General features: G+C 70.7%; 25 protein-coding genes. 10 read left to right on the top strand and 15 right to left on the bottom strand.

Going from position 1 to position 22,399, the window contains the following annotated elements; genetic code table 11:
- Positions 1-39: 39 nt before the first annotated feature.
- The gene (locus OJ962_RS24125; protein ID WP_202955886.1) at positions 40-1,050 is read right to left on the bottom strand and encodes a DMT family transporter; all 1,011 of its coding nucleotides are present in this window, start codon (positions 1,048-1,050) and stop codon (positions 40-42) included.
- 83 nt (positions 1,051-1,133) lie between these two features.
- On the opposite strand from OJ962_RS24125, the gene OJ962_RS24120 reads away from it, so the two are divergent.
- From OJ962_RS24120 to OJ962_RS24110, 3 genes are all read left to right on the top strand, one after another.
- Positions 1,134-1,628: an Lrp/AsnC family transcriptional regulator gene (locus OJ962_RS24120; protein WP_202955885.1), complete on the top strand. Its 495-nt coding sequence runs from the start codon at positions 1,134-1,136 to the stop codon at positions 1,626-1,628.
- A 22-nt stretch (positions 1,629-1,650) separates the two neighbouring features.
- Positions 1,651-1,821: a hypothetical protein gene (locus OJ962_RS24115; RefSeq protein WP_202955884.1), complete on the top strand. Its 171-nt coding sequence runs from the start codon at positions 1,651-1,653 to the stop codon at positions 1,819-1,821.
- Positions 1,822-1,916: 95 nt separating this feature from the next.
- Positions 1,917-2,120 carry a hypothetical protein gene (locus tag OJ962_RS24110; RefSeq protein ID WP_202955883.1) on the top strand — a complete coding sequence of 68 codons (204 nt, stop codon included), beginning with the start codon at positions 1,917-1,919 and terminating at the stop codon, positions 2,118-2,120.
- A gap of 36 nt (positions 2,121-2,156) precedes the next feature.
- Here OJ962_RS24110 and ftsH read toward each other — a convergent pair whose 3' ends face one another.
- The 7 genes from ftsH to OJ962_RS24075 form a co-directional block, all read right to left on the bottom strand.
- Entirely contained in the window at positions 2,157-4,151 is a 1,995-nt protein-coding gene (gene ftsH / locus OJ962_RS24105) for an ATP-dependent zinc metalloprotease FtsH (RefSeq protein WP_202955882.1), read from the bottom strand.
- Between the two features lie 135 nt (positions 4,152-4,286).
- Positions 4,287-4,820, bottom strand: coding sequence for a hypoxanthine phosphoribosyltransferase (hpt, locus tag OJ962_RS24100; RefSeq protein WP_202955881.1), 534 nt, complete (start codon positions 4,818-4,820; stop codon positions 4,287-4,289).
- Positions 4,750-6,021 carry a tRNA lysidine(34) synthetase TilS gene (gene tilS, locus OJ962_RS24095; protein WP_202955880.1) on the bottom strand — a complete coding sequence of 424 codons (1,272 nt, stop codon included), beginning with the start codon at positions 6,019-6,021 and terminating at the stop codon, positions 4,750-4,752. Before tilS ends, hpt begins: the two co-directional genes overlap by 71 nt.
- Entirely contained in the window at positions 6,018-7,184 is a 1,167-nt protein-coding gene (locus tag OJ962_RS24090; RefSeq protein WP_202955879.1) for an adenylate/guanylate cyclase domain-containing protein, read from the bottom strand. The genes tilS and OJ962_RS24090 overlap by 4 nt, the downstream gene beginning before the upstream one ends.
- 13 nt (positions 7,185-7,197) lie before the next feature.
- Positions 7,198-7,623, bottom strand: coding sequence for an SCP2 sterol-binding domain-containing protein (locus OJ962_RS24085; protein ID WP_202955878.1), 426 nt, complete (start codon positions 7,621-7,623; stop codon positions 7,198-7,200).
- Positions 7,624-7,625: 2 nt separating this feature from the next.
- Positions 7,626-8,270: a hypothetical protein gene (locus OJ962_RS24080; RefSeq protein WP_202955877.1), complete on the bottom strand. Its 645-nt coding sequence runs from the start codon at positions 8,268-8,270 to the stop codon at positions 7,626-7,628.
- A 15-nt stretch (positions 8,271-8,285) separates the two neighbouring features.
- The gene (locus tag OJ962_RS24075; RefSeq protein WP_202955876.1) at positions 8,286-8,792 is read right to left on the bottom strand and encodes a hypothetical protein; all 507 of its coding nucleotides are present in this window, start codon (positions 8,790-8,792) and stop codon (positions 8,286-8,288) included.
- Between the two features lie 231 nt (positions 8,793-9,023).
- Between OJ962_RS24075 and OJ962_RS24070 the strand changes: the two genes are divergently transcribed.
- Together OJ962_RS24070 and OJ962_RS24065 are read left to right on the top strand one after the other, a co-directional pair.
- Entirely contained in the window at positions 9,024-11,498 is a 2,475-nt protein-coding gene (locus OJ962_RS24070) for a lytic murein transglycosylase (protein ID WP_202955875.1), read from the top strand.
- Positions 11,499-11,608: 110 nt separating this feature from the next.
- On the top strand, positions 11,609-12,334 hold the full coding sequence (locus OJ962_RS24065; RefSeq protein ID WP_270006660.1) for a hypothetical protein: 726 nt from the start codon (positions 11,609-11,611) through the stop codon (positions 12,332-12,334).
- Here OJ962_RS24065 and OJ962_RS24060 read toward each other — a convergent pair.
- Genes OJ962_RS24060 through OJ962_RS24050 form a run of 3 tightly spaced genes read right to left on the bottom strand, consistent with a single transcriptional unit; the run spans position 12,305 to position 14,962 of the window.
- Complete coding sequence (locus OJ962_RS24060) at positions 12,305-13,051, bottom strand: SIR2 family NAD-dependent protein deacylase (RefSeq protein WP_202955873.1); 747 nt, start codon at positions 13,049-13,051, stop codon at positions 12,305-12,307. The two genes, OJ962_RS24065 and OJ962_RS24060, sit on opposite strands and share 30 nt — an antisense overlap.
- Entirely contained in the window at positions 13,048-14,514 is a 1,467-nt protein-coding gene (locus OJ962_RS24055; RefSeq protein WP_202955872.1) for a 3-hydroxyacyl-CoA dehydrogenase/enoyl-CoA hydratase family protein, read from the bottom strand. The genes OJ962_RS24060 and OJ962_RS24055 overlap by 4 nt, the downstream gene beginning before the upstream one ends.
- Before the next feature lie 10 nt (positions 14,515-14,524).
- The gene (locus OJ962_RS24050; protein ID WP_202955871.1) at positions 14,525-14,962 is read right to left on the bottom strand and encodes an SRPBCC family protein; all 438 of its coding nucleotides are present in this window, start codon (positions 14,960-14,962) and stop codon (positions 14,525-14,527) included.
- A gap of 19 nt (positions 14,963-14,981) precedes the next feature.
- Between OJ962_RS24050 and OJ962_RS24045 the strand changes: the two genes are divergently transcribed.
- Positions 14,982-15,569, top strand: a complete 588-nt coding sequence (locus OJ962_RS24045) for an SIMPL domain-containing protein (protein ID WP_202955870.1) — start codon at positions 14,982-14,984, stop codon at positions 15,567-15,569.
- Between the two features lie 15 nt (positions 15,570-15,584).
- On the opposite strand, the gene OJ962_RS24040 is transcribed toward OJ962_RS24045, so the two are convergent.
- Positions 15,585-16,751, bottom strand: coding sequence for an acyl-CoA dehydrogenase family protein (locus tag OJ962_RS24040; RefSeq protein WP_202955869.1), 1,167 nt, complete (start codon positions 16,749-16,751; stop codon positions 15,585-15,587).
- Positions 16,752-16,841: 90 nt separating this feature from the next.
- On the opposite strand from OJ962_RS24040, the gene OJ962_RS24035 reads away from it, so the two are divergent.
- On the top strand, positions 16,842-17,114 hold the full coding sequence (locus OJ962_RS24035; RefSeq protein ID WP_202955868.1) for a hypothetical protein: 273 nt from the start codon (positions 16,842-16,844) through the stop codon (positions 17,112-17,114).
- Positions 17,115-17,124: 10 nt separating this feature from the next.
- The gene (locus OJ962_RS24030) at positions 17,125-17,439 is read left to right on the top strand and encodes a hypothetical protein (protein ID WP_202955867.1); all 315 of its coding nucleotides are present in this window, start codon (positions 17,125-17,127) and stop codon (positions 17,437-17,439) included.
- On the opposite strand, the gene OJ962_RS24025 is transcribed toward OJ962_RS24030, so the two are convergent.
- A complete protein-coding gene (locus OJ962_RS24025) occupies positions 17,436-18,089 on the bottom strand; it encodes a DUF4386 domain-containing protein (RefSeq protein ID WP_202955866.1) in 654 nt (217 codons plus the stop codon). The two genes, OJ962_RS24030 and OJ962_RS24025, sit on opposite strands and share 4 nt — an antisense overlap.
- A gap of 67 nt (positions 18,090-18,156) precedes the next feature.
- On the opposite strand from OJ962_RS24025, the gene OJ962_RS24020 reads away from it, so the two are divergent.
- A complete protein-coding gene (locus OJ962_RS24020) occupies positions 18,157-18,804 on the top strand; it encodes a TetR/AcrR family transcriptional regulator C-terminal domain-containing protein (protein ID WP_202955865.1) in 648 nt (215 codons plus the stop codon).
- Here OJ962_RS24020 and cax read toward each other — a convergent pair.
- Both cax and OJ962_RS24010 read right to left on the bottom strand, forming a co-directional pair.
- Complete coding sequence (cax, locus tag OJ962_RS24015; RefSeq protein ID WP_202955864.1) at positions 18,792-19,922, bottom strand: calcium/proton exchanger; 1,131 nt, start codon at positions 19,920-19,922, stop codon at positions 18,792-18,794. The genes OJ962_RS24020 and cax overlap by 13 nt on opposite strands.
- Positions 19,923-20,124: 202 nt before the next feature.
- Positions 20,125-20,802, bottom strand: a complete 678-nt coding sequence (locus OJ962_RS24010; RefSeq protein ID WP_270006659.1) for a hypothetical protein — start codon at positions 20,800-20,802, stop codon at positions 20,125-20,127.
- Between the two features lie 214 nt (positions 20,803-21,016).
- On the opposite strand from OJ962_RS24010, the gene OJ962_RS24005 reads away from it, so the two are divergent.
- The gene (locus tag OJ962_RS24005; protein WP_202955862.1) at positions 21,017-22,342 is read left to right on the top strand and encodes a D-glucuronyl C5-epimerase family protein; all 1,326 of its coding nucleotides are present in this window, start codon (positions 21,017-21,019) and stop codon (positions 22,340-22,342) included.
- Positions 22,343-22,399: the final 57 nt, after the last annotated feature.

Below are 22,399 nucleotides of genomic sequence, written 5' to 3'. Positions count from 1 at the left end.
GGGGAGTCAGGCTGCGGGAGGTTCGGGGGAGGAGGAGGGTCATGAGTGTGAGGAGTGAGGAGGGGTGCTGCTTGATACGTAGTCTCCGCTCCTGGGCCCCTCCGTGTGAGGGTGTTGCCTGGCGTCCCGCGGTGCGGCTCTCCGCACCCGGTGGGTACGGCCCGCGTGCCGGCGGTCCGTGACGGGCGTGACCGTGCGCCGCGGCGGCGCGGTGCTGAGCGCGATGCCCGCGATGATCACCGCGCCGCCCAGCAGCTGCACCGGGCCGAACGGGTCACCGAATGCGAGCGCCCCCGCGGCGGCGCCGACGAGCGGCTCCAGGTTCAGGAAGGCGCCCGCGAGCTCCGGCGACACCCGCGACTGCCCGTAGGCGAACAGGGCGAACGGGAGCAGCGTGCCCGCGAGGATGAGCGCGACCAGCGCGACCACCGGCGTGAGCGTCGCCGGCGCGGCCGGGATGCCCTCCAGCGCCGCGTTCGGGATCGCGATCAGCGCGCCCGCGACCATCTGCACGGCGGTCACGGCCATGGGGTTCTGCCCACGCAGCAGCCGCGGCTGGACGACGACGAAGGTGGCGCTGAGCGTCACGGACGCGAACACGAGCGCGTCCCCGCCCAGCGTGGATCCGCCCCCACCGCCTCCCGCGACGATCCCGACGCCCGTGAGCGCGAGCGCGAAGCCCACCCACGCGGCCGGACCCGTCGAGCCCTTGCCGGTCGCCGCCGCGATCAGCGCGACCAGCGCCGGCACGGCGCCGACGATCAGCGCCGCGTGGCTCACGCTCGTCGCGTGGATGCCGGCGTTCTGCAGCAGGATGACGATGCCGTAGCCGACGGCGCCCGCGAACAGGATCTGGGGCGTGACGGCCCGGCGCAGGTCCTTGCGCGCGACGACCGCGAGCAGCGGCGCGGCCAGCGCGAACCGCACAACCGTCAACCAGCCACCCGGAAGCCACTCGAGGGCGAGCTTGGACAGCGGAACGGTGAGCCCCCACAGGAGCCCGGCGGCGATGAGCGCGAAAAGCGCGGAATGACGGCGGACCAGCTTCATGACAAGCCGATTATCGGCGCCAAGCGCTTGCGACTTGTGTGGATCACTTGGATACCCGCTTAGACGAAATATCCTTTGGTGACATGGCGGTCCAACTTGACGAAATCGACGTCCGACTGCTCAGGGAGCTGGAGGCGGACGCCGACCGGCCCAACGTGGAGCTGGCGCGCATCGTCGGGCTCTCGCCCGCGGCGACGCTCAACCGCGTGCGGCGGCTGAAGGAGTCGGGCGTGATCCGCAAGATCGCGGCGCGGCTGGATTCGGCCGCGGCCGGGTTCACGCTGCAGGTCTACGTGATGGTCACGCTCGCCCGTCACGACGAAGCGGCCGAGAACCGCTTCAACCGCGAAGTGGCAGCGATCGACAACATCATCGCTGCGGACGGGGTGGCCGGCGAGACGGACGCGCTGCTGATGATCGCCGCGCGCGACGTCGCCGAGCTCCAGGTCGTGCTCTCCCGGCTGTCCACGCGCGCAGGCGCGCAGCGGCTGATCACGCTGCTGCGACTCGGCGAGATCAAGCCTTCATCGCCGCTGCCGCTGCGTGCTACATCCGTCCAATCGCGTCGAGCGTCGTAGCGCCGCCGCCGATCTTCAGGGCATGGAGATCCAAGCCAGCGCCGCTCTCATGATCCAGGCCAACAGCCTGGACGCGGTCCGCCAGACGATGGCGTCCGCCCAGGCGCAGCAGGCCCACGCCACGACGCCGGCGCAGCACGCGGACGTCGTCCTCCAGCTGTCTGCCGCCGCGCAGCAGCTGCTGGTCAAGTAGCGCTAGCCACACCTGGCGAGTGGGGTCGCTCCGCGTGAAGACGCGGGGTCGCCCCCTGCCGTATCACGGGGCCGGGCGCGATGCTCTATCCCACGATGACCGCTTACGACCTCCACAACCAGCTGCTCGAGCTTCGCGCCGAGCGCGCGCTCGCCGAGGAGACCGGCGTGGCGCACATCGCTTCCTACATGGCCGACCTGGAAGCCGACATCGCCCGCTCGCACGCGGCGTTCGTCGGCGCCGCCGTCACCGAGATCGCCACCTTCCGCGGTGAACTCAGTGGCCGCAACTGGGGTTAGAACAAGAAAGGGCCGCTAGCAGCGGCCCTTTCAGTGCTAGGCGAGATCCGGTTTCTCCGGATGCGCGCGGTATTCCGCGGCGCCGCCGGCCAGGCCGGGGCGCAGCCCCGGGCGCTTGGCCTGCTCACGGTCACGCGTGACCGTGCCGGGGATCTCGGGACGCTCCGGGCCGGCCGGAAGCTCCTCGGCCTCCTCGCCCCAGACCTCGAGCTCGGTCGCGCCTTCCAGCAGCGCCTGGAACTCGTGCGACTCGATCGTCTCGCGCTTGAGCAGCAGCTCGGAGATCGACTCCAGGTGCTCGCGATGCTGCTCGAGGATGTTGCGCGCGACCTGGTGCGCGGACTCCACGATGCGGCGGATCTCGTCGTCGATCTCGCGCGCGATCTCGTCCGAGTAGTCCGGCTCGGAGTTGAACTCGCGACCCAGGAACGGCTGACCGTGGTCGTGACCGAACACGCGCGGGCCGAGCTTCTCGCTCATGCCGAAGCGCATGACCATCTGCTTGGCCGTCGCGGTGACCTTCTCGAGGTCGTTGGACGCGCCGGTCGTGATCTCCTGGAAGATGATCTCCTCCGCGGCGCGCCCGCCGAGCGTCATCGCCATCGTGTCCAGCAGCTCGGCGCGTGTCGTGAGGAACTTGTCCTCGCTCGGCATGCTGATCGTGTAGCCCAGCGCCTGGCCGCGGCCGATGATCGAGATCTTGTGGACCGGGTCGGAGTGCTCGAGGAAGTGGCCGACGATCGCGTGGCCCATCTCGTGGTACGCGGTGACCAGGCGCTCCTTCTCGCCCATGACCCGGGTCTTCTTCTCCGGGCCGGCGACCACGCGCATGATGCCCTCTTCGAGCTCGGTCTGCGTGATCTCCTTCTTGCCCGTGCGGGCGGCGAGGAGGGCGGCCTCGTTGACGAGGTTCGCCAGGTCGGCGCCGGTGAAGCCCGGCGTCTGGCCCGCGAGCGTGTCCACGTCGATGTTCTTGGCCAGCGGCTTGCCGCGCGTGTGAACCTCGAGGATCTTCGCGCGGCCCTTGCGGTCCGGGCGGTCCACGGTGATCTGACGGTCGAAGCGGCCGGGGCGCAGCAGCGCGGGGTCAAGGATGTCGGGCCGGTTGGTGGCCGCGATCATGATGATGTTGTCCTTGGCCTCGAAGCCGTCCATCTCCACCAGGAGCTGGTTGAGCGTCTGCTCGCGCTCGTCGTGGCCGCCGCCCATGCCGGCGCCGCGGTGACGGCCGACGGCGTCGATCTCGTCCATGAAGATGATGCAGGGCGAGTTCTGCTTGGCCTGCTCGAAGAGGTCGCGGACGCGGCTGGCGCCGACGCCGACGAACATCTCGACGAAGTCCGAGCCGGAGATCGAGAAGAACGGCACGCCCGCCTCACCCGCGACGGCCCGCGCGAGCAGCGTCTTGCCGGTGCCCGGAGGCCCGTAGAGCAGCACGCCCTTCGGGATGCGCGCGCCGAGCGCCTGGAACTTCTTCGGGTTCTCGAGGAACTCCTTGATCTCGTGCAGCTCCTCGACGGCCTCGTCCGCACCGGCCACGTCGCGGAACGTGATCTTCGGCGAGTCCACGCTCATGCGCTTGGCGCGCGACTTGCCGAACGACATGACCTTCGACCCACCGCCCTGGACCTGGTTCATCAGGAAGATCCAGAAGCCGATGAAGATGAGGATCGGGAAGACGTACGTGAGCAGCGACAGCAGCACGTTCGAACGGGCCGGCTTGATGTCGAAGTCGGCGATGTTGCCGTCCGCCTTCGCCCTCGAGAGCCGGGCGATCAGCTCGTCGCCGTTCTCGGGGACGTAGCCCGTCGTGTACTTCTTCGGGTCGGCGCCCTTGAGGGTCACCTCCGCCGAGTAGTCCTTCGTACGCAGCGTGACGGTCTGGATCGCGCCGGAGTCGATCTGCGTGATGAACTCGCTGTACGGCGTCTTGGGCGCCTCGTTGCCGCTCTGGATGAGCTTGGAGGCGAAGAAGGCCAACACGATCACGATCAAGATCGGGAAGGCCGCGCTCTTGAAGAAACGACTCATGAATGAGCGCGCATCCAGCGCGCGGGGGTGGCACGGCGAGTCAAGGGAATCAAGGCTACCAGGGGAATCGCGGGTCCTAAGGGGGTTGGCGCAGTGTGGTGCGCCTTCCTATGGCGCGGCTAATCGAACGTTCAGCTAGTCGTCGGTGAGGGTCAGCGTGGCCACGTACGGCAGACCCCGGTAGCGCTCGGCATAGTCCAACCCGTAGCCGATGGCGAATTTGTCGGGGATCTCGAATCCGGTGTAACGGACCGGGAGGTCCACGGTGCGGCGGCTCGGCTTGGTCAGCAGCGCGCACACCTCCAGGCTCGCCGGCCCGCGCGCCTCGAGCGTGCGCAGCAGGTACTGGAGTGTCAGACCGCTGTCCACAATGTCCTCGACGACCAGGACGTGACGCCCCTCGAGCGGCGCGTCGAGGTCCTTGAGGATCCGGACCACGCCGCTGGACTCGGTCGACGACCCGTACGACGAGACCGCCATGAAGTCGATCTCGCACGTCACGTCCAGGTGGCGCATGAGGTCGGCCAGAAACAGCACGGCGCCCTTGAGGACGCCGACGAGGAGCAGGCTCTTGCCTTCGTAGTCGCGGGTGATCTGCTCACCCATCTCCTTGATCTTGTGCTGGAGGTCGTCCGCCTGGACGAGGATCTCGCCGATCTCTTCGCTCATCGGCCGCGGAGTCTAGGCACCACGTGAGTCGCACGCGCGGCCCGTCGCCGCGCGCACGGAATCGTTCACCCGTCGCGACGCCCGGAACCCATGCGATGTCCCCGTCGGAGACCACCACGGGCAGCCGGTGGCGCTCCTCCCGCGGGATCTTTCGATCGGTGAACAGGTCCTGCAGGGACTTGGAGCCGCCAAGGCCGAGCGGCCGCATCCGGTCGCCGGGCCGCCACGGGCGCACCTCCAGGTCGGCGGCGAGCGCCGCCGCGTCGAGCGTCCCGTCCGCGATCGCGAACGCGCCCACCTCGCAGGAGACCTCGCCCTCGCCCCACGCCACCCGCCCGGGCACTCCGAGCCGCACGGAGGGGGCCACCGCGCCCTCGCGGCGTGCGACCCGCGCGCGGCCGTACTCCACGGTCACGCGGAGCCCGCCGGGCAGGTCGACGTGCCCCGTCCCTCCTCGCGCGGCGAGCGCCAGGATCGCGTCAATGTGCTCGGCGACCGGGGCGGGCTCGGCGATCCGCTGGACCGTCAGCCGCGCCAGCGCGGGCGGGAGCGTCGTCAGGTCGGCGTCCACGTCGATCAGCGCGTCCAGCACTGCCGCCTCGTCGCGCAGCTGCGCGAGCGTGCGCGCGACGTTCGCCTCCGCGGCCGGGTGCAGCGCGAGCACCTCGCGGAGCCGACCGCGCGCCGACGCCGCGTTGCTCGCGTCCTCGCGCCACGGGAGCCCCCGCACCTCGCAGTACGCGGTCGTCTCCGCGCGCGTGAGCTCCAGCAACGGCCGGATCACGCGACCCGCGCGCGCCGGCATCCCGAGCAGCGCCCGCCGGCCCGGCGAAGCGACGAGCCGGTAGAGCACGGTCTCGGCCTGGTCGGTCGCGGTGTGCCCGACGGCGATCGCCCCCTCCAGCCGCTCGGCCGCCGCGTAGCGCACCTCGCGCGCCCACGCCTGGACGTTGCCCTCCGGGTCGCCCGCGCGCACGACCTCGAGCGGCACGCCGAGGCGCGAGCACAGCGCGCGGCAGTGGGCCTCGTCAGCGCCGGCCGCTTCCCTCAACCCGTAGTTGACGTGCAGCGCCACCACCGGCCCGGCCAGCCGCACCGCGAGGTCGAGCAGGCAGACCGAGTCGCGCCCGCCCGAGAGCAGCACCACCACCGGCCCGGCCAGCAACCCGCCCGCCGCGACCCGTGCCGCGACGTCGGTCATCGCTGCGCCGCCAGGAACAGCTCGGTCGCCTCGTCGAACCCCTTGAGCTTGACCTCGCCGATCGGCTGGAACACCAGGTGACGCCCGGCGGCCGAGCGCACCTCGCGCGTGACCAGGACCTCGCCGCCGGTCGCGCGCGCCGCCACTCGGGAGGCGAGGTTCACGGCCCGCCCGTAGTAGTCGCCGTCGCGGTAGAGCACCGACCCGGCGTGCAGGCCGATCCGTGGCAGCGGCCGCTCGGTCTGCATCGTCTGGAACCCGACGGCCCAGTCGGCCAGCGCGCCCAGGTCGGTGCCGACGACCATCACCTCGTCGCCGATCGTCTTAATCACGCGCGCGTCGTCGGGGAGCGTCTCGGTCACGAGCTCGACGAAGCGCTCGACGACCTCCAGCGCCTCCTCCTCGCCCACCTCCTCGGTCAGCCGCGTGTAGCCGGCCAGGTCGGCGAACGCGATCGCCACTCGCATGCGTCCCAGCGCCGCCTCGTCCGCGACCACCTCGAGGTGCCCGACGACGTCCTGCTCGATGAAGTGGTGCAGCAGCCGCGTGTGGACGGACTCCATGATCGGCCCCGCCAGCGGCAGCAGCTCGCTCGCGAGGTCCGACAGCTCCTCCGCCATGTCGAGCACGGGCGCTCCGTCGCGGATCATCGGCTCGTGCACGTACAGGTGCACGAGCTTGACCTCGGCGTCGGCGATCTGGGCGAGCGCCTGCCCGTACACGCGCACGATCTGCAGGAAGGCGACCAGCGGGAGCCCGGCGTCCAGCACCGCGCCGAAGCGCCGCAGCAGCTCGACGTCGTCCTCGCTGAGCGCGGCCAGCGACGCGGCCGGGAACCCCGCCGCGGCCCAGATGCGGCGGATCAGCTCGGCCTCCATCCCGGTCTCGTCGACCGCCTGCTCGAGCGTCCGCGCCGCGCCGCCGCGGTCCGGGAACAGGTGCTCGAGGTACCCGTAGGCGAGCCGGCCGGTCTTGGCCGCAGTGCGCACCTGCTCGAGCGAGTGCCCGCGCGAGCGCATGCGCGCGACGATCCGCGCCTGGGCAAGCGCCGCCGGTGTCCACCGCCCGTCGCGCAGCGGCACGATCCCCTCCGCCACCCAGCGGCGCAGGGTGGCGGGCGAGACGGAGAGCGCGCGGGCGACGTCGGTCAGCGAGTCCGCCATGGCGCGCCCCAAGCTAGACGAGCAGGTGCGGCTTCTCCCGCTCGAGGTACTGCCGGTACTGCTCGTAGATCGGCTTCGTGATCGGGATCAGCGCGAGGGCGGCCTTCATGTCGCCGCCGGTCTTGATCCGCCGCCGCGCGACGGCCATCGGGACGTTCTCCTTGCCCTGGAAGTAGCGGTTGGCGACCTCCGACGACATCGTCATCTGGACCTTGGACTTCCAGTCGACGTCGTCGGACCACTCCCAGTGGAGGTTGCCCTCCTCGTCCTGGCCCGCCGCGCGGATGTTGACCACCACGTCGAAGTCGCTGAACTCGAAGCGCTGTGGCGTGTCGGCGTCACGCAGCTTGGGCCCCATCTCCGAGTCCGCGTCCATCATCGAGAAGACGGCGTCGATGACCTCACGCAGCTCCTTCGCGGATTCGAACGAGGCGCCCATCGCTACGGCGTCGGCTTCGGCTTCGGGGCCTCGGCCGCCGGCTTCGCGGACTCCGCCGCCGGCTTGGTCACGGCGGGCTTCGGCGCCGCCGGGTTCTTGGCCGCGGCCTTCTTCGCCACCGCGGACGGCTTCCTCGCGGCCGACTTCTTCGCCGCCGCCGGCTTGTTGGCGATCGCGGGCTTGGGCGCCGGCGGCTTCTTGGCCGCACCCGGCTTGCGCGCCGCGACCTTCTTGGCCGCGACGGTGGGCGTCGCCGCCGGGGCCTTCGCGACCGGCTTCTTGGCCGCCGAGCGCTTGCGCGCCGCCGGCTTCTTCACCGCGGGCGCGGGCGCAGCGGGCTCGGCCGCCGCGGGCTTGGCGCCGCCCGGCTTGAGCTCGAGCGAAGCGACACGCGCCGCCAGGCCCTCGACCTCGCTGCGCAGGCGCTTGACCTCGTCGAGGACACGCATGTCCTCGAGCGTGTGCCGCAAGCGCCCGGCCGCCGCGGCGATCTCGTCGACGATCTCGCGCGTGCGCTCGCGTGTGGCGGAGGCGCCTTCGGCGGACGCGCGCAGGGTGCCCTCCACCGCGGCACGCAGAGCAGCGACGGGATCGTCGGCGCCCTTGTCGTCCTTCTTCTTCTTCTTGTCCTTGTCCTTCTTGGCCATGACGAGCGAACCTTATTAGGACTTCTTCTTCGCTGCCGCGCGCTTGCGCGCGGGTCTCGGGGCCGGGGTCTCGTCGACGGCCAGCCGCTCCTGCTCGCGCGGCACGGGCGGCGGCACCGCGTCAATCGCGTCTGACACGTGCGAGACGTCGTGCGTGAGCTTGGCCAACTGGCCCTCGAGCGCGGCCAGGCGGTCCACGAGCGCGGCGTCGGAGCCCAACTTGGCGCTGAGCCGGTCGACGCCTTCCTGCAGGCGATCGATCGCCTCCTCGATGCCCTCCAGCCGGTTGCTGACCGTGCGCAGCCGGCGCGTGAGCCGGTCGATGTCCGCCGCGGACGGCAGGTTGAGCGCGCCCATGGCGGCTTCCTGGGCCTGCACCGCCTTCTCGCGCGCGGTGAACGCGCGGCCGATCGCGGAGTTGATCAGCGGGTTCTCGAGCAGGTCGGAGGCGAGCTTGCCCAGCGCCTCCTCGCCCTGCTTGGACAGCCGGTCGCGGAGGCCGGCGCCCTCATCGTCTGCCATCGCGTACACAACTCCTTATCGAACCTGTATGTAGCGGACGGTAGCTTAGGCGCCGAGGAACGAGGTAGCTCGACCTCGACTGCAGGTTGAGCTGTACGAAAGACCAAATTCAACTGCGGCGCGTGAACGTCAGAGCCGTCACGATGTGACGTTCACAAGTGTTGCAGTCACACTGATGCTGTCGCTAGCTTGCCCAACAACTCGGGAGGGCCAACCTCCCGAAGCCGGTTCATGACCTCACGCCGACCGATCGCCATCGCGCTCGCCGCGTCCGCTTTCTATGCGGGCATCTTCGTGACGAACGCGAACGCCCAGACGCACTACGTGCGCGTGACCCTGACGAACGGTCAGCAGCTCACGATCACGGTGGACATCCCGCCGGGCACGCCGCTCGACCAGCTGCAGATCCCGGGCCTGCCGGCCCCGATCGCCTCGATCGTGGATCTCGGGTCGACCGACAGCACGCCGACGCCGACCGCCACGGCGTCCCCGACCGTCCAGCCGACGGCGACCGCGACGCCCACCCCGACCCCGAGCGCCACGCCGGGCTCCAAGAAGGGCAAGACCGAGTCCAAGAAGGACTCCAAGGACAAGCCCGCCGAGGACCCGGTCACCGAGGACACGCAGCAGGCCGCCGAGGAGCAGGAGAACGCCAACAAGGCCTCGGGCGACGCCAACACCGAGTCGCTGACGGGCAAGGTCGCGACGCCGACCCCCACGCCGACACCCGTCCCGGACTCGCAGGTCGACCCGCCCTCGCAGGACGATCCGACGTTCTCGCTGGCCGAGCCCGGCCCCGCGAAGGCCGGCGTCCCGAACTTCTTCATCGACCGGTTCAAGATCCCGCCGTTCCTGTTGCCGATCTACCAGGCGGCGGGCACCGAGTACGGCATCCGCTGGGAGATCCTGGCCGCGATCAACGAGATCGAGACCAACTACGGCCGGCTCAACAACGTCACCTCGAGCGCCGGCGCGCAGGGCTGGATGCAGTTCATGCCCGCGACGTGGAAGGCCTACGGCGTGGACGGCAACAAGGACGGCCTCGCCGACCCGTACAACCCGGTCGACGCGATCTTCTCCGCTGCGCGCTACCTGAAGGCCGCCGGTGCCGACAAGGACCTGCGCGCCGCGATCTGGGCCTACAACCACGCCGACTGGTACGTGGACTCGGTGATCATGCGCGCCCAGGTGATCGGCGGCATGCCGACGAGCCTGGTGTCGTCGCTGACCGGCCTCACCGAGGGCCGCTTCCCGGTCGCCGCCAAGGCCACCTACGCCGACGAGGTGTCCACGCGCGACCTGAGCGGCAAGCGTAAGAAGGCCAAGAACCTGACGGTCGAGGGCGACGCCAACCGCACCGGCGTGTCGGTCTACGCGGACGCGGGTGCGCCCGTGATCGCGGTCAGCGACGTGAAGGTGACCAAGATCGGCGTCAGCGAGCGCCTCGGCCGCTTCATCCGCGTGCAGGACGCGTACGGCAACACGTACACCTACGGCCGCCTCGCGAAGATCTCGCAGCAGTACGCCGCGCCCAAGCCGCAGAAGGTCGACCCGGCCGAGGTCAAGCGCATGGTCGCCGAGGCGCCCAAGGACAAGAAGCCGACGCGCGCCGCGTCCAGCACCGACCGTCCCGCGCCCAAGTCGACCACGGTCGAGGCGACGCCGGACGCCACGCCGGCGACGACCGCGGCCGCGGCCGCGGCCGGCGTGCCGGTCAAGCAGCGCCTGTTCGCGAACCCGAAGCGCGCCAACGCGGCCGCCGCCGGCGGCGCCCAGCAGGAGTTCCTGCGCACGGGCCGCGTCGACGGCGCGCTCACCCCCGGCCTGGCGCTCGGCCTCGCGCGCGACCAGATCGTCATCAAGAAGCTGCGCGAGGGCTCGCAGGTCCCGGCCGGCACGGTGCTCGGCCGCATCGGCACCGCGTCCTCGAAGAAGCACCCGCACGTGCGCTTCGAGGTCCGCCCCGCCGGCTCCGGCGCCCCGCGCATCGACCCGAAGCCGATCCTCGACGGTTGGAAGCTGCTCGAGTCGACCGCGATCTACCGCGCGCAGGGCGCGAACCCGTTCGTCGCCGCCGACGCCGCCGCGACCGTCGGCCAGATCCTGCTGATGGACAAGGACACGCTGATCCAGCGCGTCCTGAACAACCCGCGCATCGAGATCTACGGCTGCGGCCGGCAGGACATCCAGGCCGGCCAGATCGACCGCCGCGTGCTCGCGATGCTCGAGTTCCTGGTCGCCAACGGCTTCAACCCGACGATCTCGTCCCTGCAGTGCGGCCACTCCTACCTGACCGCGTCGGGCAACGTCTCCCAGCACTCGGTCGGCAGCGCGGTGGACATCGCGGCCGTCAACGGCGAGATCATCTCGCCCTCCACGCAGGGCAAGGGCTCGATCACCGAGCAGGTCATCCAGTCGCTGCTCACGCTGCAGGGCAACATGAAGCCCGACCAGATCATCTCGCTGATGAAGTTCAAGGGCGCGGACAACACGCTGGCGATGGGCGATCACGACGATCACATCCACGTCGGCTTCAAGCCGCAGTACGGCGAGAACGCCGAGGCGTCCGAGCAGCTGTCCGCGGTCCTCAAGCCCGATCAGTGGGACCGCCTGATCCAGCGTCTGGGCGAGATCGACAACCCGATCGTCCCGCTGAACCCGTCGAAGTCCGCGCTGCGCGTCACCGACCCGACCGGCACCGACTGACGTCCGAGCAGCGCTTCCGCTTCGTCCAATGGGAGCTTCCGGGCCGGCTCGGCCCGCCGCCCGGCCGCTACGTCGTCCGCCGCTACGCCGGGGACGACGCGCAGTCGGTCGTGGTGATCGGAGAGGGCGTCGCCCCGCGCCGCGTCCGGCGCCGTGAGCCGCGCGACACCGTCCCGGTGACGCGCATCACGATCATCGACGCGGAGCCGCTCACCGACGACGCGACCGCCGGCGAGTGGTTGCGTACCGCCGACGTCACGCCCGGCTTCACCGCCGTTCTCGACCGCCTCGTGGCGGCGTTCCGCGTCGCGTCCGCGGACCCGCTGCTCGCCGATGTGGACGTCGCCCGCGCGTGGCGGACGCGCATCGGCTACGGCAGCGGCGAGCAGGTGGCCGAGGGCGAGTGGACCGAGGCGCGTGAGCTCCCGCCGCTGACCGTCTCGCCTCAGGAGCGCCGCGCCGAGCAGCGCCGGACCGACCGCCTGGTCGCGCTGCTGTCGGCCCGTGACGCGATCCTGGCGAGCGAGGAGCTGACGTTGCGCGCCCGGCTCGACCTCGACCGCTCGCGCGCTCGCGAGGCGGCGATCCAGCTGGAGGCCGCGCTCGCCACCGCCCGCGCCGAGCTCGCGGCCTGGGGGTCCTTCGGCGACCTTGCTCAGCGTCTAGTTGAGCTTGAGGGTTGCGCCGACATAGTCGCCGCAGCGGCGGCTGCGGCGCGGGAGGGCCGGCTCGAGCCCGAGACGCTCCCAGCGCTGACGCGCGCGCTCGAGACGCTTGAAGCGGCGCTGCGGGCCCGCGCGATCTACTCAGCCGAGGGCCGCGAGGACGGCGTCTAGCTCCTCGACGACGTCGCCGGAGAGCTTGACGGCGGCGTGGGCGTCGTACGGCGTCGGGCCCATGGTCACGAGCGCCAGCTGGCCGCCGTTGAGCAGCGTGTCCTGCGGCAGCCCGGCCACCGGGTGGACCTCCAGCGACGAACCGATGGCGAGCATCAGGCCGGCGGTCGCGGCGAGCGCGGTCGCGCGGTTGATCGCGTCCTCGGGCAGCAGCTCGCCGAACAGCACGACGTCGGGCTTCAGCGGCGCGCCGCAGTCGCAACGCGGGACGCCGTCGGCCTCCTCGCCGAGCCGCCGGCGCGTCTCCTGGAGCGGGTAGGAGGCGCCGCAGCGCAGGCAGGAGGCGGTGCGGATGGAGCCGTGGACCTCGATCGGGTCCTCGGTGCCCGCGCGGGCGTGGAGGCCGTCGATGTTCTGCGTGATCACGCCGGTCACCAGCCCGCGCCGCTCGAGCTCGACGATCGCGCGGTGGGCGCCGTTGGGCGCCTTGCCTTCGAGGGCCGCGAAGCGCTGACCGTAGAAGGACCAGAACCGTGCAGGATCGCGGCGCCAGACGGAGATGTGCGCGACCTCCATCGGGTCGACGTTCTCCCAGATGCCGGTCATCGGCGTCCGGAAGTCCGGGATGCCGGACGGCACGGAGACGCCGGCGCCCGTGAGCACGACGACCGGGCCGCTGGTCCGAATCAGCTCCGCCAGGCGCTCGGCGCCGGTCACCGGCCCTTGAACTCCGGCGCGCGCTTCTCGATGAAGGCGCGGATGCCCTCTTCCCCGTCCTCGGACGTGAACGCGTCGAGGAAGCCGGCGACCTCCACCGCGAGGCCCTCGTCGAGGTCCGCCTGCCCGCTCACGCGCTTGATTTGCTCGAGCGCGATCGGCGCCTGCCCGGCGGCCTTGCGCCCGTAGGCGAGCGCCGCGTCGAACAGGTCCTGGTCGTCGACGACCCGATTGACGAGCCCGCACTCGTACGCCTCGGTGGCGGAGATCGGCTCGCCGAGCAGGTTCATCTCCAGCGCCTTCGCGGCGCCGACGAGCCTTGGCAGCCGCTGGGTGCCGCCGAAGCCGGGGATGATGCCGAGGTTGATCTCGGGCTGGCCGAACGAAGCGGAGCCCGCGGCGAGCCGGAGGTCGCACGCCATCGCGATCTCGCAGCCGCCGCCGAACGCGAGCCCGTTGATGGCCGCGATCGTCACGATCGGCGAGCGCTCCCACTCGCGCGCCAGCGCGTGGATGTCCTCCAGGTGCGCGCGCCCGGACTCGGCGTCCCACTCGGTGAACGCCTTGATGTCGGCGCCCGCGCAGAACAGCGCCGGGTTGGCCGACGCGAGCACCATCGCCCGCGCGCGGCCCTGTAACTCCTCCCACGCCCGCCGCAGCCCTGCGATGACGGCCGGCGAGAGCGAGTTCGCCGGCGGGTTCTGCAGCCACACGACCGCGACCCGGCCGCGCAGGTCGAGCTTGACGGCCGCGTCCTCGTAGCCCGGCTCCGGCTGCGGGTACGGGTAGAAGCCCTGCCCGGCCTGCACGCCCGTGCGCCCCGAGGCGACGAGCCGGCGCAGCGTGACCGGCGGGTCGCCGACGCGCGCCAGGACGGCTCCAAGCCCTTCGCGGTCGGCCGCGGCGAACGGGCCCGGCTTCATCCCCGCGCCGAGCGCGAGCGCCAGGTCGATCTCGCGCAGGCCGGCGACCCCGTCCTCGAGCACCAGGCACGCCTCGACGAGCGGATCGTCCGCGGCGGTCACGCGCTGCACGATGAACCCGGGCGCGTCGGCGCAGCGCACGGCGCTCTTGCGGAGCGCCTGGGCGAAGGTCAGCGCGCACTGGACGGTCTCCGCGGAGGTGTCGTCGCCCTCGACGACCTCGACCAGCCGCGTTCCCGCGATCCAGTGGAAGCCGACGACCTTGTCCGGCCGCAGCGTGATCTCGCCGATCTCGGTGATCGACAGCGAGGACGTGGCCGTCGCCAGCACCGAGTGCCCGGGCGTCGCGGCGTCCAGCGCGGCGAACACCTCGTGGGCCGCGTCCAGGTCGCCGCCCGTGGCCTCGATCGCGAAGTCGACGTCGCCCAGCCCGTCGAAGCCGTCGGTGTGCACGACCTCGACCCCGGCGGCACGGATCGCGCCCGCGATCTCCTCGCCCAGCTCGCCGGTCCCCACCACCGCCGCTTTGAAGACGAACATGGCCTCGACCCTAGCGCTCGGCCGCCAGCTCGTAGGAGAAGCGCTGAAGCGTCCGCTGCAGCGATTCTCCGCGCTTGCGCCGCCACCACCAGCGCTGCCCGGGCGGCATCTTCTCCTTCGGCTCGGCCTCGACCTCGACCGTGATCCGCGTGCGCACGCCGTCGGTCTCGAAGCGCACGCGCTGCGTGGCGGTCGTGCGCTCGTCCTCGACCATCAACGTGAGCCCGTCGCCAGCGGTGTAGCGCAACACCCGCTCGGATACGAGCGCCCGCCCCGTCACGCGCGAGGAGTACACGCGCCGCGCGCCCTCCAGCGGCCACTCGCCCTCGAGCTTTTCCAGGTGCGTGAACCCGTCGATCCACGACGCCCAGCGCGACCGGTCGTGCCACAGCTGCTCGGCCTCCACGCCGGGCGCCTCCACGACGAACTGGGCGCGCACCGGCTTCATGGCTGACAGGATGACGCGGATGACCCTGACCGTCCTGGGCGAAGCGAGCGGCGAGCTCGAGCCGGACCGCGTGCTGTGGACGCTGACCGTGCACGCCGTCGACCGCGACGCGCGCAACGCGTTCGGCCGCTGCGCCGACCGGCTGGCCGCGCTCACCGCCGCTCTCGACACGGCGGACGTCGCGACCGGTGCCGTGGAGGTCGGCGAGGAATACGACGACCGTTCCGGCAAGATGACCGGCCGCCGCGCGGCCAGCGGGTCCGTGAGCGCGATCGCGCCGATCGCGGACGCCGGCGCGCTGGCCACGGCCGCCCTCCAGGCCGGCGCGGACGAGCTGGCGGGTCCGGCGCTGCTCTATCCGGAGGCCGGGCCGTTGATGGAGACGCTGTTGGCCGAAGCCGTCGTCGCGGCGCGCCGCGCGGCCGAGCGGACGGCGGAGGCGGCCGAGCGCCGGCTCGGCCGGGCGCTGACGATCGAGGACCGCCGCGTCCCCGATCCCGACCTGCGCCAGCGCTTCACCCTGGCCTCGCGGCGCGCGGGACGCCACCACGAGGACATGCCCGTGCTCACACGACCGCAGCGACTGACCGCCGCGGTCGTGGCCTGAGTTCGAGCTACTGGACTAGACCGCGGTCGGCTCTTCGATGCGGCGCGGGAGCAGCGTCTCGCGCGCGATCACCAGGCGCTGGATCTGCGACGTGCCTTCGTAGAGCTGCATGATCTTCGCGTCGCGCATCAGCTTCTCGACCGGGTAGTCCTTGATGAAGCCGTAGCCGCCGTACACCTGGACGGCGTCCGTGGTGACCTCCATCGCGGAGTCGGCCGCGAAGCGCTTGGCGTGCGAGGACTCGAGCGTGTTGCGGCGACCCTGGTCGAGCAGGACGGCCGAGTGCCAGGCGGCGAGACGCGACAGGTGCACCTTGGTCGCCATGTCGGCGATCATGAACTGGATGCCCTGGTGCATCGCGATCGGCACGCCGAACTGGACGCGCTCCTTGGAGTAGTTGGTCGCGAACTCGAACGCGGCGCGGGAGATGCCGGTGGCCATCGCCGCCACGCCGGGGCGTGTGCGGTCGAGGGTCATCATCGCGAGCTTGAAGCCCTTGTTCTCCTCGCCGATCAGGTGATCGAGCGGGATCTCGGTGTCGTTGAAGGTGATGGTCGCGGTGTCGGACGCCCGCTGGCCCATCTTGTCTTCCTTCTTGTCCACCGTGACCGTGTCGTCCTTGGGGACGATGAACGCCGAGATGCCGCGGTGGCCCTTCTCCTTGTCCGTCTTGGCGTAGACGGTGAAGAACGACGCGTGGCTGCCGTTGGTGATGAAGCACTTGGAGCCGTTGATCACCCACTTGTCGCCCTTGCGCGTGGCGGTCGTGCGCATGCCCGACACGTCTGAGCCGGCGTCCGGCTCGGTGAGGCAGAACGAGGCGAACAGCGGCTCCTCGGTCAGCATGCCGAAGTACTTCTGCTTGAGCGCCTCGGACCCGCCGAGGGCGAGCGGCGCCGTCGCCAGGCCGTTGGCCCCGATCGACGTGCCGATGCCCGAGCAGCCCCAGCACAGTTCCTCCTCGATCAGACAACCCTCGAGGTAGGAGACGCCAGGTCCGCCGTACTCCTCGGGGACATGGGAGTTCATCAGGCCGAGCTCCCAGGCCTTCTCGAGGATCGCGGCCGGCCACGTGCCGTCCTTGTCGAACTCCCAGGCGACCGGGCGGATCTCTTTCTCCGCGAAGTCGTGGGCCATCTCGCGGAGAGCGATCTGCTCGTCGGTCAGCGTGAAATCGACCATCGGAACTCCTTGCCAAGCGTCCAGATTGACTGGTCAGTCAACACGGGATTAGGTTAGCCGGTCTGGAGGCGATTGGCACAATCGACCTTCGTGCAGGATCTGCTGCCGATCGTGACCGTGGCCGTCGTCCTCCTCGCCGGGGTGGTCGCCGTCGCGCTGGCGTTCACCGCGCGCGGCACCTACGACCAGATCGGACGCTCGGACATCACGTTCGACCACGAGGCGGAGCGGTCGACGAACGACCTACGCGCCGAAGTCCGGGCTTTCGTGGAAGCCGCCAACGAGCGCCGGATCGCGCGCGGCCAGCCGCCGCTGGACGTCGAGGCCGAGGTCGAGCTGCGCCTAGATCGCCGAGACGGGTAGCCTCCCGCGCATGCCAGCCCTGCGCCGCTTCGACGTGGATGAGCTCCTCACCCGCCCGGGGACCTACTTCAACCCGGAGACCGAGATCGTCCTGATCGTGGACGACTCGGCTCATGTCGACCTCGAGCTGCTCGAGGAAGAAGAGGACGGCGCCGAGTGGATTCTCCTCGGTGACGACCCGGCCATCGATGAACACAAGCGCGACGAGATCGTCGAGGCGTTCGAGACCCGTCGCGCCCGATCCTCCGCCCGCGAGGATCCGGACGAGGACGAGGTCGACGAGGAAGACGACCTCGAGCCCGATCCGGACGACGACGAGTACTAGACGGCGACGGCCGGGACCATCGGAGCCCGGTCGCTCGCGACCGCAGCGGCCTTGAAGCCGTTGACGGTCAGGTAGATCGCCAGGAAGCCCTCCCACACGATCTCGGGCGCGGCCGCGATCGACGGCATGCTGTCGAACACGCCGACGACGGTCGCCGCGGCCGCGAGCGTGAGGACGGGGCCGCCGAAGATGCCGACCAGCGCCATCTGCCGCGGCACGAGGCCGGAGCGATAGAGCAGGACTCCGAGCAGCAGGCCGTTGCCGAGGCCGACGACGAAGTTCGGGCCGAGCAGGAACGTCCAGTCCTTGATCGCGACCAGCGCGTCGGCGACCGCGCCGTCCCCGCGCGCGTCGGTCATCGCGAGCAGCGCGAGCAGCCCGACCGCGATGAACGTGCACTCGACCACGCGCGCCGCGACGTAGCTCAGCGCCAGCGCCTCCTGCCGGCGGCGCAGCAGCGGGAACAGCGCCAGCGCGGTGCCGAGGTTGGCCGCGATCAGCAGCACCTCGATCACGGCGCCGAACGCGAGGCGGGTGTCCGACACCCCGCGCGGGTCGTCCGTGTAGAGCACGACGGCGGCGATCCCGGTGACGAACGTGAGGGCGAAGAGCACCCCGACGAGGCGCCCGGTGGATTTCGGAGAGGTCATGGCGGCTCCTGACTTACGCTGTATGCTTACGGCGTAAGGTACGCTTACGCCGTAAGGTTGTCAAGCGATGAGACGTGCGCCACTCACCCGCGAGCGCGTGCTAGCCGCCGCGCTCGAGCTCGCCGACGCCGGCGGGCTCGAGTCACTGTCGATGCGCAAGGTCGCGACCGCGCTGGGCGTGGAGGCGATGTCGCTCTACAACCACGTCGCGAACAAGGAGGACCTGGTCGACGGGCTCGTGGACCTGGTGTTCGCGGAGATCGACCTCCCGGTGCCGGGCGCGCCCGACTGGAAGGGCGAGATGCGCCGGCGGGCGGTGTCGGTGCGCGAGGTGCTCAACCGCCACCGCTGGGCGGTCGGGCTGATGGAGTCACGGATGCGGCCCGGGCCGGCGAACCTGCGCAGCCACAACGCGGTCATGGGGTGCCTGCGCGAGGCCGGCTTCGCGTTCCGCGCGGCCGTGCACGCCTCCTCGCTGCTGGACGCCTACATCTACGGCTTCGCGCTGCAGGAGGCAAGCCTGCCGTTCGACACCGCGCAGGATCATGCGGAGGTCGTCGAGGCCAAGCAGGCGGCGGTCCCGGACCTGACGCCGTTCCCGTACCTGGTCGAGGTCTTCACCGAGATGGCGCGCGCCGGCTACGACTACGCGACCGAGTTCGCCTTCGGGCTGGACCTGATCCTGGGCGCGCTCGAACGCGCTCAGACGAAGTAGAAGACGATGCCGAGCACGACGTAGACGGCGAGCAGCTGCACGCCCTCGAACCACGTCGACTCGCCGTCCTGGGAGACGTGGGACGCGATCAGCACCGCGAGCAGCACGGCCCCGATCTCGATCGAGCTGAACTCCATCGCGAGCGGGAACGGCCCGATCAGGAAGCTGACGAGCACCAGCACCGGCATCACGAACAGCGCGATCTGTGCGCTGGACCCGATCGCGATCGAGATCGCGATGTCCATCTTGTTGCGCGCCGCGAAGTACACGGCCACCCAGTGCTCGGCCGCGTTGCCCACCACGGCGACGATGATCAGCGACACGAAGAACGGCGACAGCCCGATCCCCTCCGACGCTTCCTCGATCGACCCCACGAGGATCTCCGACATGAGGCCCACGGCGACACCCGCGCCCGCCAGCATCAGCACGGAGCGCCGGACGCTCCACGCGCCCTCCGGCGCCTCCTCCTCGGTGTCGGGATTGAACACGTCGTGGTGCGTGCGCAGCGAGAACCACAGCCCCGCGAAGTAGGAGAGCAGCAGCACGATCGCGACCGCGAACGACATGTGCTCGACGCTCGCCGGGAAGTTCGTCGCCTCCTCGCCCAGCGCCGGCAGCTCGTCGCCGCGCGCGAGCAGGAACATCGCGGGCAGCACCATCGCCACCACCGCCAGCAGCAACATCGACGCCTGCGCCGAAGCCGCCTCGGCCACGAACCGGTTGCGCTCCCGCCCCCACCCGCCGATCAGGAACGCCGCGCCCATCACCAGCAGCAGGTTGCCGAGGATCGAGCCGACGATCGACGCCTTCACCACCTCGTGCAGCCCTGCGTTGAGCGCGAACAGCGCGATGATCAGCTCCGGCGCGTTGCCGAACGTGACGTTCAGCAGCCCGCCGATGCCCGGCCCGGCCCGGTGCGAGAGCTCCTCGGTGGCGCGCCCCATGAGCGCCGCGGTGGGCACGACGCCCAGCGCGGACGCGAAGAACACGAGGATCGCGTCGGCTTCGAGCAGGTCCAGGACGACCGCGATCGCGATGAACGGGACCAGCAGATACGGCCACCCGGAGCCGCTGAACAGGAACCGCCGCAGGTTGAAGGGCTCCGCCGTCGCGCTCATTGGAGCGGCAGCTTAGGAGTCTTGTGCCAGATGAGACTTGGGTGAGAGATCGTCTGACCACGAGCGCCGTGAACGACGACGGGCAAGGTGGGGGTGGAGGACGAAACTCTCGCTATGCGCGACTAGCGTCGACCACCCCGGCGCGCACGGCCTGGCCAGCCCAGGAGCGCGCCGTCAGACGGTGTGCTCGCCGTTCCCGCGGCTAGCGGGTCTGGAACTGCTGCAGCAGCTCGTTGAACGGCCGTGCGCCGGCCGGGGCCTCGATGTCCTGGTCCTCGCCGACCTTCGTCAGGGTGAGGTCCAGCAGCGCGTTGCCGGACTGCGCGCCCTCGGCGACGGTGCCGTCGACGACAAGGCGGCGGAGCATCTGGTCGTCCGCACCGGTGTAGATCGAGACCGTCAGATCCTTGACGTGGTCGGCCGCGTCGGCGGGGATCTGCTTCGGCGCGCCGCTCATGCCCGGGACCTGCATGGTCCCCAGCTGGCCGGCGAGCAGGTTGATGTCGGTGATGACGCGCTTGACGTCGGCCTGGCCGGTGAGCTTGATCGTCTCGGTGCCCGCGACGTTCGCCGTGCCGGCGTTGGTCGGGTTCGGGACCCAGCGCTTGAGGTCGATGCCGACGAGCGGGCCGCCCTTGGCCAAAGCCTGCTCGATCCCGGCGGTGACCTGGCCGGCCAGCAGGGACGGGACCTCGTAGGTGGTGCCGTCGAGCGTCGCGAACGCGCTCTCGCCCGTGTAGACGACGCCGGCGGACTCGGTACGGCCCTCAGCGGTCATGTCCGCGGACAGCGCGAAGCGCGGCGCCTCGCCCTTCTCGCCGACCTCGAACGGGCCGCGCAGCTTGACGGTGGACTGCTCGGCGCCCGCCGTGGCCTGCACCGAGGCGTCGAGGGTGGCGGAACGCAGCTGCGCGAAGTTGTCGACCGTCGCGCTCAGCAGCTGACGCGCATCGGACGTTGCACTCGCACGCTCAGATCCATCAGAACCGCAACCCACGAGGACCAGAGCGGTTGCAAGCAGAACACCGAGGAAACGCATGCGACGAAGTTACCACTGGAGATTCCGCGTGAGACGCCCACTTTGTTCAGTTTTTGTGCCGATTCTGTGCAGCCTCTTCGCGCTGGCGGCGCCGGCCGCGCACGCGCAGAAGAAGCCGACCGTCACGCAGGAGCTCGAGCGTCTACAGGCCGAAGGCGTCGATCCGGCGGCGATCGGCACCTACCGCGCCACCTACACCGACGCTCGCGCGCGCGTGAAGCGGCTGACCGGCGCGCGCAAGGTCGAGCTCGGCGGCGTCGTCACCGACCTGGAGGGGATGGCGGCGCGGCGCCAGCTCACGGCTTCAAGGCTCCCGAGCCTCTTCCTCACGCTCCAGCGCAACGTGGAGTGGTGGACGACGCAGCGCCTCCTCTCAAGCGGTGAGCGCGTCGGCTTCGGCGGCTCCGAGCTCGTCTTCCAGCACTATCCCGGCCACGGCATCCAGATCCAGTGGCTCGGCACGTTCGGCAAGCTCAACGGCTACTGGAGCGGCGGCAAGCGCTTCGACGCCCGCGCCTCCTCCCTCCTCGACGAGATCAAGGGCCTGGCGGCCGAGCGCGCGGGCGGGCTCGCGTGGGAGTACCTGTTCCCGTTCGACGGCCAGCAGCCGCCGTGGGTCTCCTCCCTCGCCCAGGGCACCGGCCTGCAGGCCATGGCCCGCTCCGCGACGCGCCTGAACCGCCAGGCCGACGTCTTCCCGGTCGCGCTCGCCGGCCTCGGCATCTTCAAGACCGAGCCGCCCGCCGGGGTGCGGATCCCCTCCGGCACCGGGGCGCACTACCTGCAGTACTCCGGCCTGCCGAAGTTCAAGGTCGCCAACGGCTTCATCCAGTCGCTCAACGGCCTGTTCGACCTCGCCCAGCTGACCGGCGACCCGACCGCCCAGTCCCTGTTCGAGGACGGCGACCGCGCCGGCCGCGCCGAGATCGCCACGTTCGACACCGGCGCCTGGAGCCTCTACAGCCGCGGCGCGCCCGTCACCAAGGAGTCCGACCTCGGCTACCACAAGCTTCTGCGCGACTTCCTGACGCAGCTGTGCAAGCGCACGACCGCGGTCGAGTACTGCGCCGCCGAGCAGCACTTCAGCGAGTACCTGGCCACGCCGCCCACGCTCCAGTCGCTGACGAGCACCATCACCGCCCGCAAGGCCGGCAACGTGCGCTTCAAGTTGGACAAGATCTCGCGCGTCACGCTCCGGATCACCAAGGGCGGCAAGCAGATCGCCGTGCTCAGCCCGGGCGTCCTGTACCGCGGGACCAAGTCCGTGCGCTGGACCGCCCCGAAGGAGTCGGGCGACTACGACGTGACCATCAGCGCCACCGACCTCAACAACAACGCCGCCACCACGACCGGAGTGATCACCGTCAAGAAGCGGGGCTAGAGAATCCGCGAAGCGATTCCAAAGCGACCATCGCCACGGGCGCAGCCGGTCGGCATG

The organism is Solirubrobacter deserti (assembly GCF_027587175.1).
Lineage (GTDB): Bacteria > Actinomycetota > Thermoleophilia > Solirubrobacterales > Solirubrobacteraceae > Solirubrobacter > Solirubrobacter deserti.
Note: the sequence above shows the minus strand (reverse complement) of the source record. Positions and strands in the feature narration are given on the sequence as shown.

Coding starts and splice junctions, on each gene's coding strand:
- OJ962_RS24125 (WP_202955886.1), bottom strand. CDS start 1,050: ATGAAGCTGGTCCGCCGTCATTCCGCGCTTTTCGCGCTCATCGCCGCC.
- OJ962_RS24120 (WP_202955885.1), top strand. CDS start 1,134: ATGGCGGTCCAACTTGACGAAATCGACGTCCGACTGCTCAGGGAGCTG.
- OJ962_RS24115 (WP_202955884.1), top strand. CDS start 1,651: ATGGAGATCCAAGCCAGCGCCGCTCTCATGATCCAGGCCAACAGCCTG.
- OJ962_RS24110 (WP_202955883.1), top strand. CDS start 1,917: ATGACCGCTTACGACCTCCACAACCAGCTGCTCGAGCTTCGCGCCGAG.
- ftsH (WP_202955882.1), bottom strand. CDS start 4,151: ATGAGTCGTTTCTTCAAGAGCGCGGCCTTCCCGATCTTGATCGTGATC.
- hpt (WP_202955881.1), bottom strand. CDS start 4,820: ATGAGCGAAGAGATCGGCGAGATCCTCGTCCAGGCGGACGACCTCCAG.
- tilS (WP_202955880.1), bottom strand. CDS start 6,021: ATGACCGACGTCGCGGCACGGGTCGCGGCGGGCGGGTTGCTGGCCGGG.
- OJ962_RS24090 (WP_202955879.1), bottom strand. CDS start 7,184: ATGGCGGACTCGCTGACCGACGTCGCCCGCGCGCTCTCCGTCTCGCCC.
- OJ962_RS24085 (WP_202955878.1), bottom strand. CDS start 7,623: ATGGGCGCCTCGTTCGAATCCGCGAAGGAGCTGCGTGAGGTCATCGAC.
- OJ962_RS24080 (WP_202955877.1), bottom strand. CDS start 8,270: ATGGCCAAGAAGGACAAGGACAAGAAGAAGAAGAAGGACGACAAGGGC.
- OJ962_RS24075 (WP_202955876.1), bottom strand. CDS start 8,792: ATGGCAGACGATGAGGGCGCCGGCCTCCGCGACCGGCTGTCCAAGCAG.
- OJ962_RS24070 (WP_202955875.1), top strand. CDS start 9,024: ATGACCTCACGCCGACCGATCGCCATCGCGCTCGCCGCGTCCGCTTTC.
- OJ962_RS24055 (WP_202955872.1), bottom strand. CDS start 14,514: ATGTTCGTCTTCAAAGCGGCGGTGGTGGGGACCGGCGAGCTGGGCGAG.
- OJ962_RS24050 (WP_202955871.1), bottom strand. CDS start 14,962: ATGAAGCCGGTGCGCGCCCAGTTCGTCGTGGAGGCGCCCGGCGTGGAG.
- OJ962_RS24045 (WP_202955870.1), top strand. CDS start 14,982: ATGACCCTGACCGTCCTGGGCGAAGCGAGCGGCGAGCTCGAGCCGGAC.
- OJ962_RS24040 (WP_202955869.1), bottom strand. CDS start 16,751: ATGGTCGATTTCACGCTGACCGACGAGCAGATCGCTCTCCGCGAGATG.
- OJ962_RS24030 (WP_202955867.1), top strand. CDS start 17,125: ATGCCAGCCCTGCGCCGCTTCGACGTGGATGAGCTCCTCACCCGCCCG.
- OJ962_RS24025 (WP_202955866.1), bottom strand. CDS start 18,089: ATGACCTCTCCGAAATCCACCGGGCGCCTCGTCGGGGTGCTCTTCGCC.
- OJ962_RS24020 (WP_202955865.1), top strand. CDS start 18,157: ATGAGACGTGCGCCACTCACCCGCGAGCGCGTGCTAGCCGCCGCGCTC.
- cax (WP_202955864.1), bottom strand. CDS start 19,922: ATGAGCGCGACGGCGGAGCCCTTCAACCTGCGGCGGTTCCTGTTCAGC.